14 protein-coding genes are annotated in these 20,653 nt (G+C 70.6%); all 14 read left to right on the plus strand.

Annotation, left to right across the window (positions count from 1 at the left end; translation table 11 throughout):
• Positions 1-96: 96 nt before the first annotated feature.
• The 14 genes from JK361_RS35900 to JK361_RS35970 all read left to right on the plus strand — a co-directional run bounded on the left by JK361_RS35900 (position 97) and on the right by JK361_RS35970 (position 20,346).
• A complete protein-coding gene (locus JK361_RS35900; protein ID WP_201826442.1) occupies positions 97-984 on the plus strand; it encodes an NUDIX hydrolase in 888 nt (295 codons plus the stop codon).
• Positions 985-1,132: 148 nt separating this feature from the next.
• Positions 1,133-3,841, plus strand: a complete 2,709-nt coding sequence (locus JK361_RS41735; RefSeq protein ID WP_307787408.1) for an MFS transporter — start codon at positions 1,133-1,135, stop codon at positions 3,839-3,841.
• On the plus strand, positions 3,831-4,745 hold the full coding sequence (locus tag JK361_RS35915) for an NUDIX hydrolase (RefSeq protein WP_201826444.1): 915 nt from the start codon (positions 3,831-3,833) through the stop codon (positions 4,743-4,745). Before JK361_RS41735 ends, JK361_RS35915 begins: the two co-directional genes overlap by 11 nt.
• Positions 4,742-5,617 (plus strand): class I SAM-dependent methyltransferase, encoded by an 876-nt coding sequence (locus tag JK361_RS35920; protein ID WP_307787409.1) that lies wholly within the window; start codon positions 4,742-4,744, stop codon positions 5,615-5,617. Before JK361_RS35915 ends, JK361_RS35920 begins: the two co-directional genes overlap by 4 nt.
• Complete coding sequence (locus JK361_RS35925; RefSeq protein ID WP_201826447.1) at positions 5,614-6,993, plus strand: phosphotransferase; 1,380 nt, start codon at positions 5,614-5,616, stop codon at positions 6,991-6,993. The genes JK361_RS35920 and JK361_RS35925 overlap by 4 nt, the downstream gene beginning before the upstream one ends.
• A gap of 44 nt (positions 6,994-7,037) precedes the next feature.
• Entirely contained in the window at positions 7,038-9,410 is a 2,373-nt protein-coding gene (fxlM, locus tag JK361_RS35930) for a methyltransferase, FxLD system (RefSeq protein ID WP_201826449.1), read from the plus strand.
• 134 nt (positions 9,411-9,544) lie between these two features.
• Positions 9,545-10,363, plus strand: a complete 819-nt coding sequence (locus tag JK361_RS35935; RefSeq protein WP_201826451.1) for a PIG-L deacetylase family protein — start codon at positions 9,545-9,547, stop codon at positions 10,361-10,363.
• Positions 10,364-10,398: 35 nt separating this feature from the next.
• Complete coding sequence (locus tag JK361_RS35940; RefSeq protein WP_201826453.1) at positions 10,399-10,590, plus strand: hypothetical protein; 192 nt, start codon at positions 10,399-10,401, stop codon at positions 10,588-10,590.
• Positions 10,591-10,620: 30 nt separating this feature from the next.
• Positions 10,621-12,171, plus strand: coding sequence for a site-specific integrase (locus JK361_RS35945; protein WP_201826455.1), 1,551 nt, complete (start codon positions 10,621-10,623; stop codon positions 12,169-12,171).
• The gene (locus tag JK361_RS35950) at positions 12,168-13,901 is read left to right on the plus strand and encodes a hypothetical protein (RefSeq protein WP_201826457.1); all 1,734 of its coding nucleotides are present in this window, start codon (positions 12,168-12,170) and stop codon (positions 13,899-13,901) included. The genes JK361_RS35945 and JK361_RS35950 overlap by 4 nt, the downstream gene beginning before the upstream one ends.
• Entirely contained in the window at positions 13,898-16,039 is a 2,142-nt protein-coding gene (locus tag JK361_RS35955) for an integrase (protein WP_201826459.1), read from the plus strand. The genes JK361_RS35950 and JK361_RS35955 overlap by 4 nt, the downstream gene beginning before the upstream one ends.
• The gene (locus tag JK361_RS35960; protein ID WP_201826461.1) at positions 16,036-16,452 is read left to right on the plus strand and encodes a hypothetical protein; all 417 of its coding nucleotides are present in this window, start codon (positions 16,036-16,038) and stop codon (positions 16,450-16,452) included. The genes JK361_RS35955 and JK361_RS35960 overlap by 4 nt, the downstream gene beginning before the upstream one ends.
• A 753-nt stretch (positions 16,453-17,205) precedes the next feature.
• Positions 17,206-17,859, plus strand: coding sequence for an HNH endonuclease family protein (locus tag JK361_RS35965; protein ID WP_201826463.1), 654 nt, complete (start codon positions 17,206-17,208; stop codon positions 17,857-17,859).
• A gap of 120 nt (positions 17,860-17,979) precedes the next feature.
• Positions 17,980-20,346 (plus strand): RCC1 domain-containing protein, encoded by a 2,367-nt coding sequence (locus JK361_RS35970; RefSeq protein ID WP_201826465.1) that lies wholly within the window; start codon positions 17,980-17,982, stop codon positions 20,344-20,346.
• The last annotated feature ends 307 nt before the right edge of the window (positions 20,347-20,653 follow it).

Consider the following 20,653-nt stretch of genomic DNA (forward strand, 5'->3'; position numbering starts at 1 on the left):
GGACTGTGGTGAGCCTGCCTCCGCGCCGGCCAGCGAACCGCCACCGGCCCCAGTCGGCCGCCCCCGCCTTTGCATCCCGACCTCAAGGAGCCTGTGATGACCGTGTCCGACGACCCGCGCGGGACTGCTGCGCTGCTCGTTGACTCGCGTGGCCGTTACCTGCTGCACCTGCGCGACGCCAACAAGAAGATCTGCGACCCGGGAACGTGGAGCATCCCAGGCGGCGACCGCGAAGGAACGGAGACCTCACGTGAGGCGGTGGAGCGGGAACTGCTGGAGGAGACCGGCCTGGTGGTTCCGCTGGAGGAGTTCACGGTGGTCGACTCCCTGGGCCCCGACGGGACCAAAGGCAGCATTCGCGTTTACCTCGGAACCTGGGACGGCAACGCCGACGAATTGCCCTGTCCCGAGGGCATCATGTTCCGCCATTTCGACGCCGCCACCATCCCGTACCTGACGATGTGCCCGTGGACGAAGGAGGTCATCGACCTCCACCAGGCCCAGGCCCCCACCCGGCCCCCCGTACCGGCGCAGGCTCGACCCGGAAGTCAGGCACGCCTCAACGTCGTCGGCGTGCACCTCTACCTCGAGCAGGACGGCAAGGTACTGCTGGGCCTCCGGCACCCCGACGCCGCCTTCGCGGCCTCCACCCACCACTTCCTGGCCGGCCACTGCGAACAGGAATCCGCCATCGCCTGCCTGATCCGCGAGGCACAGGAAGAAGCCGGGGTCGCAATCGCCCCGGCAGACCTGGAGCTGGTCCACGTCGTCCACCTCGTGGACCACCCCGGCGGGCAGCCCCGCATGGGGCTCGTGTTCCGCGCCCAGAAGTGGACGGGAACGCCGGAGGTACGCGAGCCCGACCGCTGCGTGTCCTGGGGCTGGTGGCCCTCCGACGCCCTCCCCGACAAGATCGTCCCGTACACCCGCGCCGCGATCGAGGGCATCCGGGCCGGCCGCCTCTACACCGAATTGGGGTGGTGACCGTGGCCTCTGCCCGAAGCACCTCAGTGGATGCGGGCCCGCAGCGGCTCGGCAGCCGCCCGGTGCTGCCAGGGGCGTCATACCGGATTGCCCCTACCTCGGGCGTTGCTGTTCACCGAGCGCCCGGGAGAAGCCGAGGAGGGACGCCGTGACTGCCTGTCCTGACTCTTCCACCGCGTCCAAGTCGTTGTGGCGGCACCGCGACTTCCGTCGCTACTTGACCGGCCAGGCCGCCAGCGTGGCGGGAAGCTCGATCAGCTCGATGGCGCTCCCGGTGCTCGCCGTTCTCCACCTGGACGCCACCCCCGGCCAAGTGGCATGGCTGGCGTTCTGGGGGCAGCTGCCGCCGGCACTGCTCGCTCTGCACGCCGGTGCGCTCGCCGACCGGCACTCCAAGCGACGACAGATGATTACCGGTGACCTGGTCAGCGCCACGGCGCTGGTAACGGTGCCGGTGGCCGCGGCTCTGGAGGAGCTGACCCTGGCGCAGCTCATGGTTGTCGCCGTGGTTCACGGGGCCGCGGGCGTGTTGCACGATGCGGCGGCGATCAGCCTGCTGCCGACGCTGGTCGATCGGTCCTTGATCCAGCGGGGCAACAGCCGCATCGGGGGTCTTTTCGCGATCGCGGCGACCGGGGGCAGCAGCCTCGGCGCCGCGCTCACCGCGCTGCTCGGCCCGGCCCGCGCCCTGCTCGGGGACGTCGGCTCCTACCTCCTCAGTGCCTGGTGCACCGCCCGCATCCAGGCCCGCGAGACCACCCCGGCGCGGACCACGCAGCGCCGGCTGCGGACGGAGATCGCCGAGGGCCTGCGATACGTGCGCGACGACCACCGGCTGAGCGTGCTCACCTGGGTCAACGCCACCACGTCCCTAGCCCTGGCCGTGCTCAACACCCTGTGGGCGCTGTACCTGCTGCGGGTCCTGGAGATGAGCGCGACCGCCTTCGGCGTGGTGCTGGGGACCGGTGCACTAGGCGCGGCGGCCGGGGCCCTGTCCGCCCCAGCCGTCACGCGGCGGTTCGGCCCCGGTCCGATGATGCTCGGCGCGCTCGCGCTCACGCCGCTCACCCAGGTCCCGCTGCTGCTGGCCTCCCCGGCGCTGGGCTGGGAGATCGTGATCGGCGGAGCGTTGTTCCTTCAGCTGGCCTGCGCGGGGGCGGCGGGCACCACCCAGCGGTCGATTCGCCAGATCATCACCGAGGACTACATGCAGGCCCGGATGCAGGCCGTGAGCACCTGGCTGACCTCCGGCGCCCGGCCGTTGGGCGCGCTGCTCGCTGGCGGACTCGGCACATGGGCCGGAGTGCGCCCCGCGCTGATCGCGGGTGCCTGCCTGCTCGTCGTACCGCTTGTGGTCCTGGCCCGCTCGCCGCTGCGCGCCCTGCGACAGATGCCCGCCCCTCCGCCCACACCGGAGGGCACGGGCTACACCACGGGGCAGCCGCCTGCCGCTGCCGGGCCGGCCGTGCCCGCGCCGGGGCCTGCACCCGCCGCCGAGGGCGATGGACGGAGGCATGCCGTGACGCACCTGAACACCGGCGGTACGGAAGCCGGGCCGACCGCCCCCGCGCTCCCGGAACCGCGCACCGCAGCGCCGGCCCCCGACGCCTCGGATCTACAGGTCGCCGCCGCACGGACAGAGATGGTCGCCCGCCTGGAGGAGGCCGGTGACCTTCACCCTGGCCCCGTGCGCGATGCGCTGCTCGCCCTGCCGCGCGAGACGTTGATGCCGCAGGCGTACGTGCGGCGCAGCGCCCCCGACGAACCGCCGCGCTGGGAGCTGCTGGACTGGTCCCGGCCCGACGACCGGGAGGAGCTGCTGGTTCTTCTCCACAGCGGGGACAGCGTGTCCATCCAGCACGAGGGCGAGCCCATTCTCGGCCGGGTCTCCGGCGTCCGGTCCGGGGGCTCCATGACGGCGATGTCGAGCACGATGGGCATGACCGCCGACCTGTTGCAGCGTCTGGACCTGCGCCGCGGGCAGCGGGTGCTGGACGTCGGCACCGGTGTCGGCGTGACCGCCGCCGTGGCCAGTTTCATCTGCGGCCACGACGGCGTCGTCACCCTCGACATCGACCGGCACGTCAGCGAGGCCGCCCACTCGCGTCTGATGGCCTTGGGATGCCGGCCTGCCGTGGTGACCGGGGACGGCCTGGGCGGCTGGCCCGAGTTGGGCCCGTACGACCGGATCTTCGTGTCCTTCGCCGTACCCCGGATTCCGCCGGCCCTGGTCGCCCAACTCGCGCCGGGCGGACGCGCGCTGATGACCCTGGGCACCTCCTCGCCTTCCTGGCCCGGTTTGGCAGTGATCACCAGAACCCCGACCAGCGTTGTAGAGGCGGAACTGGTCGCGGTGGAGTTCGGGCACCGCGGGGGCGCCGGATTCGACCGGCTGTTCCTGTCCGCCGCCTTCCGCAAACAGATCGCCGCATCCGAAGGCGGCCGGACCCGACGCAGCCGGCTGGAGCCGCCGGCGGACACCGACCGAGGCATGTGGCTGGCCCTGGACCACCTCCGCCCCGGGCTCGTCCGCGACTTCAGCGCGGAAGACCTGACGATCGGCGCACCGCGGTGCGGTTCCTGGGTGCGGGCACGCCGCGTCGGTGATCGCTGCTGGGAGGTCACCGCCGTCGGGCCGCGCGACATCTGGGCGGAGATCCAAGACGTCGCTGGCCGCTGGCGCGCGGCCGGCTCACCGCACACCTACCGGCTGGAGATCGATGACGACGGCGTCCAGCGGGTGACCAGCCGCTGCGGCGCCCTGTCCTGGACGCTGACCGACGCCTCGCACACCGGTACGGGGGCGACGGGCGAACTCGACCCGCTCCTGGAGAAAGGCGACAGCCATGCATGCTGATCCCGCCACGGCCACCAGCACAGCCGTGATCCTCACCAACAGCCGCGGGCAGTACCTGCTGCACCTGCGGGATGCCAACAAGCCGATCTGTGATCCGGGCATGTGGTCGCTGATCGGAGGAGGCCCCGAAGGACAGGAGACGCCGGACGAGGCGATCGTCCGCGAGCTCCGCGAGGAGGCCGACCTCGTCATCCCCGACCTGACGCTCTTCACCACGGTGGGTGCCTCGGGCCCCCACGTCACCGAGGGCCGGATCCAGGTCTACGAGGGCCGGTGGGACGGCGACGCCGACCGGCTGCCGGTCACCGAAGGCATCATGTTCCGCTGGTTCGACGTGGAGACCATGGTCCACCTCTCCATGTGTCCCTGGGCGTACGAGGCGATCCTCGCCCACCATGCGAAGAACCTCCTCAGCTGGATCGCGCCGGTACCCGAGCAGCGGCCCGGGGCATCACAGGGCGGTGCGGGAGCCGTGAAGAACGTGATCGGTGCCCACCTCTACCTGGAGCGCGACGGACGCACCCTGCTTGGACTACGCCATCCCGACGTCGCGTTCGCCGCTGAACAGTGGCACGCGCTCGCCGGACACGTCGAGCGGGAATCGGTGCGGTCCTGCCTGGTCAGGGAGGCGGCCGAGGAGGCCGGTCTCATCATCAGGCCGGAAGACTTGGACCTGGTGCACACCGTCCACCTTCTCGACTACGCCGATGCCCAGCCCCGCATCCAGCTCTTCTTCCGAGCAACGGCGTGGTGCGGAGAGCCGGAGGTACGCGAACCGGACCGGTGCGTCCGCTGGGAATGGTGGCCACTCGACGACCTGCCAGAGCCGATGGTGCCCTACACCCGTACGGCCGTCCACGGCATCCGCTCCGGCCAGTCCTACTCCGAGATGGGATGGGCGTGAACGTCGACCCACCAGTGCCCAGCCGCACCGACGAACCGTCCGCCGGCCCAGCCCCCTTGGGCGAGGCGCTGTTCGGTACGGTGGCCGACGCGTATGCCCGCTACCGGCCGGGCGTGCCGGACGCAGCCGTACGCCTCCTCGCCGCGACCTTGCACGGGGTGCCCGCACCAGTCCTGCTGGACCTGGGAACCGGGACCGCACAGGTACCCCGCGCGCTGCTGCCAGTCGTCCCGCGGCTGGCTCACGTCGACTTGGTCGACATCAACCAGCAGATGCTCGCGCAAGCGATGACCGCGATCGAACCGCTCATCGGAACGTGCACGGTCTCCCCGTACGCCGGCGAGGCCCACACCTTTGTCCCCGAAGGGCCCGGGCGGCGCCCTGATCTCGTCACCTGCTGCCGGGCGTTCCACTGGATGGACCGCCCGGCCGTACTGGAGATGGTGGACCGGGTGGCCGCGCCGCACGCCACCGTGGCGGTCATGGGGGACGGCAGCCTGTGGACCTACGACGCCGACTGGACGGTCGCGCTGCGCGAGTTGATCCAGACCTACCTCGGCCCTGGCCGCCGCGCGGGCGCCCGCGGCACCTATACCGCGCCCGGCCGCTCCTATGAGGACGACCTCGCCGACTCCGCGTTCAGCGACGTGCGCGAGTACCGCTTCCCCATGACCCGCGCCTGGACGCCGGAATCGGTCGTCGGTTACCTCCGCAGCACCAGCTTTGCCCGGCCCGATCTCTTCGGCGACCGACACCAGGCATTCGAGACCGAGGTCCGCCAGTTGCTCGGCGCGTACGCCCGCGGCGGGACCCTGCGTGAAGACGCCGTGTTCACCATCCTGCTGGCCCGTCGGCCAGGAGCGGCGTCGTGAGCGGCGAGCTGCGGCACCGTGAGCCGGTCGACGTCCACCTGATCCTGCGCCGTGACGGCGCAGCCGGCCCCGAGGTCCTGCTGTCCCGCCGGGCTGGGAACGTCTACGCCTCGGGCCTGTGGCATCTGCCCTCTGGACACCTCGATGGCCCGCACGAGGACGTCGTCGGCGCACTGACCCGCGAGGCGCACGAAGAGACCGGCGTCGTCATCGACCCGGCGGAGGTCCGCTTCGCGGTCACCGTGCACCACCGCAGTCCTGGTGGCATGTCCAGGACCGGGGTTTTCTTTGAGGTCCGCGCCTGGCAGGGCACTCCCGCTGTCCGGGAGGCGGCCGTCTGCGACGCAATGGACTGGTTCGGTCTCGATGCGCTGCCGGAGCCGATGGTCGCGTACTGCCGTGCCGGGCTGGACACCTACCGGTCTGGCCAGGCGATGGCCGTGCATTTCCAGCAGCCCGGTGACCCGATCGCCTACGACCCGGACCGCGACCGGCGCCGCCCCGTCCCCGCGGCCGGGACGGCCGGGCCGGATGCCCGGCTGCGGGAGTTCACCGAGCGGGCCGTCGGGCGCGTCACCGGCTGGACGGACGTGTCCTGGGCGCGGGAGGGCAGCCAGGTGTGGCGGGCTATCGGTGCCGAGGGCGGGCTGTGGTTCGTCAAGGTCCACCAGAACGATCGCTTCCACCAGCGGGAGGTGTCCGCGTACCGCACCTGGGTCCCCGGCCTGGGCGCGGCCGCGCCCCGCCTGGTGGCCGCCGACGAGGCGCTGCGCGCCGTCGTCATCACCGCAGTACCGGGCCGCTCCCTGCACGGCGCCGTCCACCCACCGGCAGAACAGCGGCGGATCTTCCACCGCATCGGCCGGCTCGCCGCAGCCATCCACCGCAGCGCCCCTGCCCGGCCGGCAACCGGCGACACCTTGCCCCTAGGGAAGTGGGAGCGTCACCTCGACGCCGCTCGCCCACACCTCGCCCCCGGGGACGAGGAGTTCCTCCGTGCGATGGTGGCCAAAGCTGCGGGGCTGCCTCCCCTGGAGGCGGGGCCCACCCATGGCGACTTCCAACTGCGCAATCTGCGCTGGGACGAGGCCAGCGAAAGCCTGCACGTGATCGACTTCGAGCGCAGCGAAGACGGCCCGGCAGTACGGGACTTCGTGCGCCTGTCCGACGCCTGGGCAGGCCGGCCGGACCTGTACGAGGCCGTGATGGACGGCTACGGCCGCCCGTTCACCCCGGCCGAGGAGCAGCACCTGGCCATTCTGGCCGCCCTGGACGCCCTCTCCGGCATCCAGTACGGCGCCGCCCACGGCGATCCAGAGCTCGTCGAACGCGGCCACCGCACCCTGGCGCGCCTCCGCGCCACGGGCCACCCGTGAACACCGCCTTGTCCACCGCACCCAACCAGTCGAGGAGCAACACCGTGGGGTACACCGCTCGCGAGGAGTGGCAGCAGCACTACGCCGATGGGAAGAACTTCCGGCAGCTCGGTGACGCCGAGCGGGCTGTGTTCGCCGAGCACACGCCCGTCCCCGAAGGCGGCAGGCGGGCGCTCGACGTGGGATGCGGCACCGGCGAACTCGCCGCCTACCTCGCGTCTCTCGGTTACGCGGTGGACGCCGTCGACTTCGCCGGCAGCGCGATCGCCCGGGCGCGCGGCGAACACGCTGAAGTGGAGGGAGTGCGCTGGCTACAGCTGGACATCGAGCACGACGACCCGGCAGAGCTGCACCAGGAGGGATATGACCTGATCAGCCTGCGCCTGATGTATCCCTTCCTGCGCGACCGCAGCCGCGTCCTGCACGCCCTCGGCGAGCGGCTGCGGCCGGGCGGCGCGCTCGTGGTCATCACTCCGGTGGTCGAGCACACCCCCGAGGAGCGGCGTGACATCGCCCTCGACGAGGACGAGATCGGCCTGCTCACCGCCGGATGGAAGCAGGCCGTACGGCTGGAAGCGGACGAGCTCACCGTCCTCGTTCTGCGCGGCTCCTGCCACAGGGACACCGCCGCGGTCGAGAGGCGGCAACCACCCACTGGTCACGCCGTGACCGGAGCCCTCGCGGTCCTCACCGACGAGGCTGGGCGGGTCCTACTCGGCCGCTCGCGTCGGGGCATGTGGGAGCTGCCCGGCGGCAAAACCTCCGGACCGGAGGACTTCGCCGCGGCGGCGGTCCGCGAACTCGGTGAGGAGACCGGCCTGACGGCTTTGGCCTCGGACGCGTATGTGGTGACGATGCTCGTCGACGACAGCCACGGCGTGCCCCGGCTCACGGCCGTTGTCCGCATCACCGCCTGGTCGGGGACCCTCACCAACCAAGAGCCGAAGTTGTTCGACCGGTGGGAGTGGCATGACCTGCACGCCTTTTCTTGCGTCGGCGATGTCTTCACCCCTGCCGCGCAGGCACTGGACGCCATCTGGCCCGGGGTCATCCCCGACCTACCGCCCGTCCACGCCTACCCCCTCGCCGTCGACCAGCCGCCCGTGCCCGGGGAGCCGGCCGAAGCCGCCCGGCTGCGCCACGAGATGGCCGAGACGGTCATCGACGGCGGCTGGGCCCCCTCCGAACAGGTCCAAGAGGCGCTGCGGACCGTGCCCCGCCATCGCTTCGCCCCGGAAGTGAACCTCGCGACCGCGTACGACGGCGGCGACCGGGCCGTGATCACCCGGCGGGACGAGACCGGAGCGGCGATCAGCTCGGTGTCCGCGGCCTGGCTCCAGGCCGACATGATCGAAAGCCTGCATCTTCAGTCGGGCGCGATCGTGTTCGAGGCCGGGTCCGGCGGTTACAACGCCGAACTGATCGCCCACGTCGCCGGATCCGAGGGGCGGGTGGTCACCGTCGACATCGACCCGTGGGTCGTGCGCCGCGCCCGCCGGTTCCTCACGGAGGCCGGCAGCGGACGCGTCACCGTCGTCGAGGCCGACGCGGCCCTGGGAGCACCCGCACACCTCGTGCCGCGCGGCGGCTTCGACGGCAGCGTGATCACCTACAACTGCTGGGACATCGCCCCGGCCTGGCGGGAGCAGCTGGCTGAGGGCGGACGCCTGGTCCTGCCGCTGGAGATCGGCGGCTATACCCGGGCGATCACGCTCGAGCGGCACGGCCAGGTGCTGCACGCCCGCCACTTCACGTACTGCGGCTTCGTCCGTGACCAAGGGCAGCAGGCCGGCACCGTCCCGGTCGCCGGCCTCCTCGACGGTGAGCTGACGCTCCGCTTCGAGAACGGCATCGCCGCCCCGACGGCAGGCTTGGAGGAGGCGTTGCGTGGGCCTCGGCACGAGCTCGCCACCGGCGTGACCATGGGGGCGGGGGCCTATTTCGGCTCCCTGCAGCTGTATGCGGCCACCACCCTGCCCACCTTCTGCCAGCTGGCCGCGCACCAGGACGAGGGCGTCACCGGGGTCGTGAAGGACCGTGACACGCCGGCGATCCTCGGCGACGGCTCGCTTGCCTACCTGATGCACGTCCAGACTCGGTACGGCGAGCGTCCCGAGGACAAGGAGTGGGAGTGGTTCGTCCATGCCTTCGGTGAGCAGGGCCCGCAGCTCGCCGAGCAGCTGGCGGCCACAGTGCGGGCCTGGGACCGCCACGTGCGCGCCGACGACAACAGCAAGCACGCTGATCCGATCCTGACGATCCACCCGGCTGGCACGCCCGACGATCTGCTGCCCGACGGGGACGTCCTGGACAAGGAGCACTGCCGCCTGGTGTTCCGATGGCCGGGCCGCAACGGTCACCTTCCGGGCCCCGCTCGGCACAACCACGCCATCGCCGCGGCCACGGGAGAAGCGTGATCATCCGCCTGAACAACGCGCCGGCGGCGGTAGGCACGCGGGCGAGGGCGGCCTGACCGGCGCCCATGACCGAACAGCAGGACGCCCGTCCCTCCTCTGCCCCTGTCCGGCCGGACAGGCCACCGTCCCGGGAGATGCCCGTGTTGCCCAGTCTGCTCGCCGTCTTCGCTCACCCGGATGACGAGTCCCTCCTCGCCGGCGGGGTGCTCGCCCAGCACGCCGCCGCCGGGGCCCGAACGGCGGTGGTCACCGCCACCTGGGCCCCGGACAGCCAGCGGGCCGCCGAACTCGCAGCGGCGCTGGATGTCCTCGGCGCGGGTGCGCCACGGATGCTCGGATACGGCGACGCCCGCAACGGATCGTCGGCGCTCGGCCGACCCCGCTGGTGCGACGTGCCCCTGGACGACGCCGTCGCCCAGGTGGTCGCCCACATCCGGCAGGTCCGGCCCGACATCGTCGTCACTCATGACGCGCTCGGCCAGCTGACCGGACACCCGGATCACCGGCGCACCCACCAGGTGACGCTGCTCGCCGTGGAAGCAGCCGGAATCGCTCACCTTCACCCGGAGGCCGGCGAGCCGTGGCAGCCCCACGCGCTCTACGCGGCCACCCACCCTCAGTCCGGGATCGGGGACCTCGGACCGCTGCTGCGCGGGGTCGGCAAGACCCTGCTGGCCGTACCGGACGAGTACGTGACCGCCGCCGTGAACGTGACGGAATGGATAGACCGCAAATGGGCTGCGATCTGCTCCCACAGCAGCCAGCTCGAAGGCGGGCGACCGCTGCCCGCGCTGCTGTCCCGCGTCGATACGGAGAGGCGGGACCGCATTCTGGCCACCGAGTACTTCACCCGCCTCAGCCTCCCGACCGGCGGCCCCGTCGCTTCCGCGCTCACCAGCGGTCCGGCCGTCCACGGTGAAGTCCCGTCGCGTCCGACCAGTCTCAACCGGTGACCTCGGCCCACCGGATGACACGGATAAGGAGATCCATGCCCAGTTCATCCCACCGCTCCGGCCAGACGACCGATCCGACCTCGACCAGCGCCTCAGCCCCGGACGCGTACCGGGCCGCCGACGGTCCAGCCGTCGCACTGAGGACCGGGCGCTGCCAGTGCGGGCACATCGTGTACCAGGTGGAAGGCATCCCGGACGATCCGCATCTGTGCTTCCCTGATGATTGAGTGAGTTCAAGGGACTCACAGGGGTGGCAGATGGACGAGTGGTGGCTGGTGTTCGTGCCGGATCCGGAGCGGTGGGGGCCGCTGCCGGAGGAGGGGGTGCTGGGGGTCCGCGACCTGCCGGCCGCCGTGGATGCGGTAGGGCTTCGGCCGGGTGATCCGGTTTTTGTACGGCCAGATTTCGTGGTGGATCCCGAGCTGCTGGAATTCGTGCTCTCCTCGGAATTCCATCCGCTGGAGCGGGAAACTCGACGGAATTACGCGCTGGATATCCGGCTGTTGCTGACTTGGTTGTGGCGACGCGGGATCCCGTGGCGGCAAGCGACCGAGGCCGACTTGCGCGCGTACAGGGAATTTCGGTGTGACTCGCCGCTGAACCCAAGGCGAATCAGCGGGGCGAAGTGGGATAGGGAAGCGCCAGCTTTCACGCGGCTCTACCGGTGGGCGAAGGTCACGCCGCTGCCGGTGGACAGCCGGCGCCGGGTGGACCGCGCCGCGGACGCCCGCAGTTCGCGGGTGTCGTGGCTGACACCGCGAACCTGGGGTCTTTGGCAGGACGTGGGCCTTCGCGGCCTCGGTCCGGACGGAACACCGGTGCCGGGCTGGGACGGGCGGACCGAGCTTCGGAACACCTCGTTCGTCGGGTTCACGCTCAGCTCGGGACTGCGGCGGCAGGAATCCGGCGCCACGTTGACGTTCGAAGTGCCGTCCCGCCCGCTGCGCTCGGGCCGCTACTGCCACGGGCAGATGGCCCGAGCGCTGTCCCGCTCGAAGCGGGACCGGACCTACTACGCGTCGGCCGATTCATTGCGCCAGGTCAGCGCCTACGCGGAGTCGGAGCGGGCCTGGGCTGTCGAACGGGCCCAGGCCCAGGGACGCTACGAAGAGTTGCCGCTGATGCGGCTGATCACGAAGGTCACCACGGGCCTCACCCCGACGGTCCACTGGGTCGACCGCGACGGCGTCCAAGGTCGGTATGACCTGAATCTGCTCGACTGGCGCGAGCGGCAGTGGCTGTTCGTCGAGGGACCACAGGGCCCGGAGCCGGCGTGGTTGTGGCTGACCGAGCAGGGCCTGCCCATGCTGCCGGACCGCTGGAACACCGTGTTCCGGCAGGCCAACCAGCGTTGCGAGCAGGCTCTGCTGACTCCGCAGGAGCGAGAGACGCCCCGGCTGCTGCGGGTCGCGGAGATCCGCGGGAAGGTCCCGTACGCGACACCCCACTCCATGCGTCACTCGTTGGCGCTCTACATGTTGATCCTGCTCAACGAGTTGATGGACAAGAAGTACGGGCTGACCGCCGCAGATCGGCGCGACTTCGCCCAGCTCTACGGCGACCCGTGGTGGCTGGTGAAGACCCTGTTGGGGCACAAGGACGTTGAGACGACGAAGGAGCACTACCTCCGCCCGGTCATGCATCTGCAGCTGGAGTCAATCCTGGCCTTTGACGCCGAAGACGAGCACGAGGAGACGGACGAGACGAAGGATCTGAACGGTCTGTTCGCCCGGCTGGCCCGGGAGACCTCCGGGATCCAGGACATCGAGGTGCTGGTTGACGCCCTGCCCGCCGCGGAAGCGTCATGAGCGGGAGAGGCCGTCGGGCGGTCCTGCCACCGCCGGACTTCCAGGCAACCCAGCGAATAGCCGCCGACGGACTGCAGGTCACCGTGGTCAACAAGGAGGGCTTCAGGCGGGTCTTCGACTTCGCCGAGCTCTCCGTACCGCAGCCGATGCGCTGCTCGCTCGCACGAGCGTTCGCCGCGCAGTCCATGGGGTGGAACAGCCACGCAAGCGGCGAATCGTATTGGCGGTCCTTGGAGGTCTTCGCCCGGTTCCTCAAGGACCAGGGGCACCCGGCCGAGGATCTCGGCGACCTCACCTCGGCCACGCTCCGGCTCTGGCGGAACAATCACAAGGACACCCCCGGTGGGCGCGAGGCCCTGGCCAAGATACGTACGCTGCTGAAGCGCGAGCCGCGGCTGTCCGAGGGCCTGGCCGCCGAGGAACTGGCCCGCCCTGTTCCGAAGAAGGGCAAGCCGTCCAAGCAGTCCTACCGGCCGTCGGAGCGCGACCAGGTGCTGCTGGCCGCCGAGCGGCAGTTCCGGGCCGCGCTGCTGCGGATCCTGGAGAACACCACGCTGCTGGACCGCTACCGGGCGGGCTCGCTGGACCCGTCCAGCCGTGAGTGGAGGGTCGCGTCCGTCCTCGAGTGCTTGGCCTCCACGGGCGAACTGCCCGGGTACCCGGACAAGGAGGGGAAGGTCTACACCCGGGCCGAGGGGCTGTTGCGCGGAAAGAACGGCGGGAAGACGGCAGGCCGGTTGTTCCTGAGTCGGGCGGAGCTGACGGCGCTGGCTGTGATGATGACCGACCGCTACGGATGGAACCTGTCGGTCTACGACCGTCTGCACGTGCCCGTGATCACCCCGTCCGCAGGAGAGAAGACGACGGTCACCTACGAGGTCCTGGTGGAGAAGCGCCGCTCCGGCGAGGGACGGTGGTTCGCCACGGAGAACTACACCGACTCCGGCGCGGACTCGCCGGGCCGGCTCATCACCCAGGCCCTGGAAGCCACGAAGCACGGGCGGGCCCTGGCTGCCGCCCTGTCACCGGGCCACGATCTGCTGATGGTCGCCCGCAACCGGCGCCGTGACGACGTGGACTCCAATCTGGACCGGCCCCGGAACGTCGGCCCGCTGTGCTTCGGCGTGTCCAAGGCCGACGCGCGAGTCTGGGCCAGGTCCCGCAACATCGGCTCGCCCTTTCAGCGCGCCCGCAGGACGACCGTCACCACGACGGGAAAGCCGCTGCAGCACAAGCGGGGCACCCACGAGAGCATCTACGTCCTGCCCGACAAGAACGTCCAGGAAGCCGCCGTGGACGTGATCGCGGCGGGCGCCGAGGAGGCCCGCGATCAGGCCCGCGACTACACCTTCCACGGGCGCCTGACGGACGAGGCCGACGCGGCCCACCAGGAGACCGCGACGGCGGACTGCGCGGATGAGGACAGCAGCCCCTGGCCTGACCCGAACGGGGGCTGCGGCGCCGACTTCCTGCTCTGCCTGTCCTGCGAGAACTCCCGGGTCCACACCGGTCACCACCCGCGCCTCGCGCTGTTGCGCCGGCAGTTGATCTCTCTACGTTCCGCCTGGCCCGAGAAGCTCTGGCGCGAGCGCTGGGACGAACATCTCCTGCGACTCGATGACCTGCGGGCGAAGGTCAACGAGAGCACCTGGGATGCGGCACTGCGCCGGGTGACTGACCGTGACCGAATGATCATCGACCACCTGTTCGAAGGAGACCTGGCCCCGTGACGACCGCACTGTCCATCGAGGCCGATCCCTACATCCTGCCGCTGCCGGGGCCGGAGAGCCCGGTGGTCTTGGACCGGTGGATCAGCGTCGGCAACACCCTCCCCAACTCCCGCTATGACGATGACACCTGGTCGATGGGACCGCTGATCGACAACCCCGGGGACAGCATCCACAAGGTCAACTGGAAGAGGTGCCCCGCCACCCTGCGGAGCGAGTTCAGGCGCCTCGTCTGGGGCCTGATCAACGGCGAGCTGCGCCCCACCTACATACGGGAACGGGGCTTTCAGAACCGGACACGCGACGGCGTGACCAGCATGCGCGACAACATCATCCAGTGGATGAAGTTCGCACGCTGGCTCGACCGGCAAGGCGTTTCCCAGCTCAGCCACTGCACCACAGAGCACTGGAAGGCGTACGCAGCCACGTACGCCAGCAGCTGTACGCGCGGTCATGCCCTGACGATTCTGCGCTGGCTCTCGGACATGTGGGCCTTCGATCAACTCTCGGCCAGCCCTTGCGGCATTACACGTCCGCCCTGGGAGGACGAGGGCATCGACGACTATCTACCCGCCGAGACGGGAGGGGCTGGCGGGGAGAACAAGACCGAGCCGCTGGACCCGACCGTGATCGGCCCCCTGCTCACCTGGTCGATCCGTCTGGTCGAGGACTTCTCCAGCGACATCCTGGCCGCCTGGGACGAACGCCGCCGCATGCACGCACAGGTGAAGTCCGCCAAGACCACACGCGAGGGCCTGACGGCCCTCAAGAGCTATCTGCTGCCTCTGATCAACTCTGGTGCACCGCTGCCCGCCACTGTGAGCCGGCTGCACGGCGTCACACTGGCCCACCACTACGTCGCCGCGGTCACCGGGTGCAGCCGGACCCAAGTCCAGACCATCGTCGCCCGCCTCGGAATTTATCGACTCACGGCTCAGCGGCCTGGCCCCAGCCCGATGCAGGTCCCGGTGACGGGCCAGATCGAGGGACGGCCATGGCGCGAGTTCATGGACTACGAGGAGACGCCGATCCTGGTGCGGCACCTGGCCACGGCAGCCGCGATCGTGATCTTGTATTTGACCGGGATGCGCCCCCAAGAAGCACGGTCGCTGCGGTCCGGCTGCTGTCCCGACCCGCAACCGAATCCCGACGGCTCTATGCCGCGGCATCTGATCCGTTCCCACCACTACAAGAACGTCCGCGACTCCGACGGGCACCATGTCTCCGCCGGTGAGGAGCGGGCAGTCCCTTGGGTCGCGATCACTCCGGTCGTCAACGCCATCCGTGTCCTGGAACGCATCGTCCCCAGGGGCGAGCTCCTGTTCAGCTCCACCCACCACGACATCGTCGGCCAGCGCAAGCACCACGGTGCCCTGAAGCGGTCCACCCTGGACCGCCGCGTCGAGGGTCTCGTGTCGTGGATCAACCAGGAGGCCACCGCCCAGGGGCTGCCGGCTCAACAGGTGCCGGAGGACCCGCACGGCAACCTTGGACTGAGCCGTCTGCGCAGAACCCTGGCCTGGCACATCGCCCGCCGCCCCGGCGGCCTGGTCGCCCTCGCCATCCAGTACGGGCACATGCGCACCGCCCTGGATGCCCGCACCTCCGCCGGCTACGGCAGCCGCGAGCGCAGAGGCTTCCACGGGGAACTCGACGTCGAGACCGCCCTCGCCGCCGCGCAGACCGCAGCACGGCTGCGCGACGCCACTGCGGCCGGCGAGAAGATCTCCGGCCCGGCAGCGCGGCGGGCGATCGTCGGAGCGGCTTCGATGCCCAGCTTCGAAGGCGCCCTGACCACCCCGAAGGCCGCCGCCAAGTTCCTCGAACGCGACGGCCTCGTCCTCTTCGACAACCCGGACTCCTTTCTCATCTGCGCGTTCAAGCGCGACACTGCCCTGTGCGACCCGGATCCCGGGGCGACGGCACCCAACCAGTTCGCCTGCCAGCTCGGCTGCGGCAACGCGGTCCGCACCGACAGCCACGCACGCGCGGCACGAGAGCACGCTGACCGACTCGATGCGAAGGCGGCCCTGATGCCCCAGCCCTTGGGGGACCGGCTTCGCCTGACCGCCGACCGCTTCCGGGCTCTTGCCGATGCCCACGACGCCGCCGCCCAGTCAGCCGAGGATGCCATCGCATGAACCAGCAGCACGAGGACGAACGCTCCCGCATCCGCGCGGCCATGGACCGCCTCCTGGCCGGCGAGCCCACCTGTTCCAACGGCAGCCTCACGGCGACTGCGCTCGCCGCAGAGGCCGGTGTCCACCGCATGGCGCTGCAGAAGCGCCACGCCGACCTCAAGGAGGAGTTCTACGCGCGGGTGCGTACCGAAACGCACCAGACACCGGAGGTCGAAAAGCGGCTTCGCAAAGAGGTCGTCCGTCTGAAGGAAGCTCTCAAGGACTCCCGCGCTGCCGAAGCAGCCTCCCGGCATCGAGCGGAGCAGATGGCCCTCGCGGCAGCCGTCCTCATCCTCCGGCAACCCGACAGCCAAGACCAGCCTGCCCCCGACAACGTCATCCCGCTCCGCCCGTCAGACGACGGCGACGACTGAGAAAGCCCCTGAAACTCATCCCATGGGCGCGTCGAGGCCGTCTGGCGCGGTCGCTGCGTCGTGCCGGAGCCGGAGAGGCGAGTCTGTGGCCATCCGTGGCTGGGAGTGGCAGGTTTCGCACAGGGTGATGAGCCAGGTGTGGTGCTGGTCCCCGTGGAAGGGCGTCCGGGCTGGCCGCACAACTCGCAAGTGAGTCTGTACGGCGGCGAACTCGGCTGCGTTGGCGAGGGCTGCGGCTCGGTCGGCAAACTCCCCGTCGAATTCGCCGCCGTCGAAGCGATCGGCGACGGTGATGCACAGGCCGCCGAACCGCGGGCTGAAATCCTCGATCCGGTAGGCAGGGTCGAGGTGGACAGCTCGTCGTGGAGGTGGTTGAGCAGGTCGGCCCCTACCGCACAAGCGCCCGAGAGGTCACCCGGACCTGGCCCCGAACTCCTAGCGCAGGGTCGTGTCCCACCATGTGGTGTAACCGCGCTCACGGAGAAGACGCAGGTCGCGCACACCATCGGGCAGCTCGCTACTCGCGGCCCCTGACTAAGCGTCAGATAAAGATCGTGGCCGCCACCAGCGGCGCGGAGGATCGCGGCCCTGGCCTTGGCGAACGTACAGGACCTGACTGCTGCCGGGCTCGACGAAGCCGCCTGGCGTAGCCCGCGGCAGGTGGGCGTGAAGTGCCGTTTCTCCGGTGAACCGTCTTCCCCCGTCCGCGTGAGTTGGGGCCGTCAGCTGGGGGCAGGCCGGTAGAACCGCTGCATGGTGAAGAACTTTCGGCACGGTGTGATGGCCGCGGCCCTGGCTTTCGCTGTGCTGGCTCCGGCGGGTCCAGCTCGTGCGGATGAGGTGACGCTGCTGGACGGGATCGCTTCTTTGCCGGTGGCTGAGGAGGTCCGTGACGGCTACCAGCGGACGGCGTACCCGCACTGGCGGGACGATGACAAGAACGGCTGCACCGCGGACAAGGACGTCTTGATCGCCGAGGCGATCGAGCCCCCCACGGTGGGCGCGGACTGCAAACTCACCGGCGGCGTGTGGTGGTCGTACTACGACGGCCAGGAGGTCCACGGCTCCGGCCCCGGCAAGATCGACATCGACCACCTGGTCCCCCTCGCGGAAGTCCACGACTCGGGCGGCTACGGGTGGACGACGGAGAAGCGCCGCCGCTACGCCAACGACCTCGGCTCAGACGTGACCCTGGTCGCGGTCAGTGCGCGCTCGAACCGGCAGAAGGGCGACAAGGACCCGGCCCAGTGGATGCCGGCCCCAGCCGTGCACTGCCGGTACATCGGTGAGTGGGTGGCCACCAAGAAGCGGTGGGGCCTTGCGGTCGACCCCGCCGAGCGGGAGGCGCTGCTGCGCTACGCCGCCGAGTGCCCCAACACCACTCTCGCCTACGCCCCGGCCCGGTAGCCGGCCTCACGTACTTCCTGCACCCAGCCCATGTGCTTCAACCCCGGATCTGCATCGAGTCCGGGACGCCCCCTGAGATCGCCTGCGGGCGATCCGACGACGAAGGAGCTGTCACCCGTCATGACCATGCTTGCGACCCACCCTGCCCGCCTCCCCCTGCGCGCAGCGTTCCCACCGGTCGCCCCGGGGCCCGTCATCGCCTGGGGCCACAACAGCAACGGCCAGGTGTCTGTGCCGGCTGCCGCGCAGTCGGGAGTGGTACAGGTCGCCGCCGGCATCGTTCACAGTCTGGCGTTGAGGTCGGACGGGCGCATCGTCGCCTGGGGCGCCAACGACAACGGCCAGGCGACGGTGCCGGCCGCGGCGCAGATGGGGACGGTGCGGATCGCCGCCGGCCAAGCGCATAGTCTGGCGCTGCTGTCGGACGGGCGCGTCCTCGCCTGGGGCAACAACTATTACGGTCAGGCGACGGTGCCGGCCGCGGCGCAGTCGGCAGTGGTGCGAATCGCCGCCGGCCAAACGCATAATCTGGCGCTGCTGGCGGACGGGCGGGTCATCGCCTGGGGCAACAACAACTTCGGGCAGGTGGACGTGCCGGCCGCAGCGCAGTCCGGAGTGGTGCAGACCGCCGCCGGCGGCTATTACAGTCTGGCGCTGCTGGCGGACGGGCGGGTCATCGCCTGGGGCGGCAACCACTACGGGCAGGTGGACGTGCCGGCCGCGGCGCAGTCGGGAGTAGTGCAGATCGCCGCCGGCGGTGCGCATTGTCTGGCGCTGCTGCCGGGCGGGCGGGTCATCGCCTGGGGCCACAACGACCACGGTGAGGCGACGGTGCCGGCCGCCGCGCAGTCGGGAGTGGTGCAGATCGCCGCCGGCGTCGTGCACAGTGTGGCGCTGCTGTCGGACGGGCGCGTCATCGCCTGGGGCAACAACGACCAGGGTCAGGCGGCTGTTCCGGCAGGATTGCGTGCCGCGTATGTCGGCCCCGCCTCAGCCAGCAGGCACAACCTGGTGGTGGGGGGTGTGCCGAAAGCTGTGACGTCGGTGGAGATGCTGTCCGGCAACGGGCAGGAGACCGAGCCCGGCACCCTCTTCCCCGAGCCCCTGTCCGTGCGAGTCACCAGCTTTGCGGGCGCGCCGGTGGAAGGGGCGGCGGTCTCCTTCACCGTCCGCGACACCGACAACACGGGCACCGGCTTCACCACCGGCACCCCCGTCACGGTGACCAGCGGCAGTGACGGCACCGCCACCACGACCGTCCCACTGGTGGCGGGCCCGCGCACCGGACGCGTCGAGGTGGCCGCCACCGCCGGCATCGCGCACGCCGACTTCGTCTTGGACGTCGCACGCACCACCGCCGACGAGCTAGTGGCCGTCTCCGGCGACAACCAGCAGGCCCGGCCCAACGCCGGCTTCCAGCCCATGACCGTCCGCGCCCTGCGCGGCGGGGAGCCCCTGGCCGGCCTGCCGCTGCGGTTCGTCCTCTCCGACACCGACACCACCGGCTCCGCCCTGCCCGGCGGCGGGACGGTCCACGACACCGTCACCGACGCCGACGGCATCGCCTCCGTCACCTGCACCGCCGGAGCGGGCGAGGGCGACTTCCTGGTCATCGCCACCGGCGGCGGCAGGAGTGTGCCCTTCCACGCCACGGTGGGAAGCCCGGTCGCCGCGCACATCGTGGCGCTGCGGGGTGACGGCCAGTCGGCGGTGGCGGCCTCGGCGTTCGCCGCCCATCTGACGGCACAGGTCACCACCGCCGGCGGCACGCCGGTGGGTGGCATGGTGGTCGAGTTCACCATCGAGTCCAACCCCACCGGCTCGTTCTTCCTCATCCCCGACCTGACCTCCGCCGTCCCCACCCTGGCCCCCTACCAGCTCGCCGACGGCAACACCGACCCCCTGCACCTGAGCGCCCACGCAGCGGAACCCAACGGCGACCATGCGAACTTCGCCGCCGTCCTGCAGGACCTGGACACCACCGGTGCCATGTCCGAGCGCGTCACCACCCTCGACAACGACCCCGCGGACCCCCACTACGGCACCGCCACCACACACAGCCTCATGGCGGGCCTCACCCCGGGGATCTTCCGGGTCCGGGCCACTGCCCCCGACCACCCCGACATCCCGGCCGCCTACTACCAGCTCACCGTCACCGCCGCCGGCGGTATCCGCCTGGTCATCGAGTCCGGGAACAACCAGCAGGCCAAGGCCGGCACGCGTTTCCCGCAGCCCTGCGTGGTCCGGGTCACCAACTCCGTCGGCCAGGGCCTGGAAGACGTCACCGTCACCTTCCGGCTCACCGGCACCACCGGAGCGGTCTTCCCCGACCACTCCACCAGCTTCACCGTCTCCACCGACCACGACGGCTACGCCGCATCCCGGGCCATCACCGCCGACTTCCCCGGCCGCGTCTACGTCAACGCCACGTGCCCCGGCACCACACCCGCCCCCGCCCCCATCCGCTTCGTCCTCCAATCCACATGAGGGCTCGGCGGGTGTGAGTAGTTGAGGTACAGGAAATCCCGATGAGAACGATCACGGTCGGCGGCACGCAGGAAGTCGGCGACCATGCCGGGCATGTCGAGGGTGACCGGCAGCTCCGGGGCCGGGCTGTCCTGCTCGGTGGGGGTGGGGTCGGGAAGTTCATGGTGCAGACCCTCGCCGCCGCCGGCGATCGGTGGGGAGCGCGGTCACTGGTGCCCGGTGTCATCACCACTGCCGGTATATCGGCGAGTGGGTGGCCACCAAGAAGCGGTGGGGCCTCGCCGTCGATCCCGCCGAGCGGGAGGCC

This window comes from Streptomyces musisoli (assembly GCF_016741855.1).
Lineage (GTDB): Bacteria > Actinomycetota > Actinomycetes > Streptomycetales > Streptomycetaceae > Streptomyces > Streptomyces musisoli.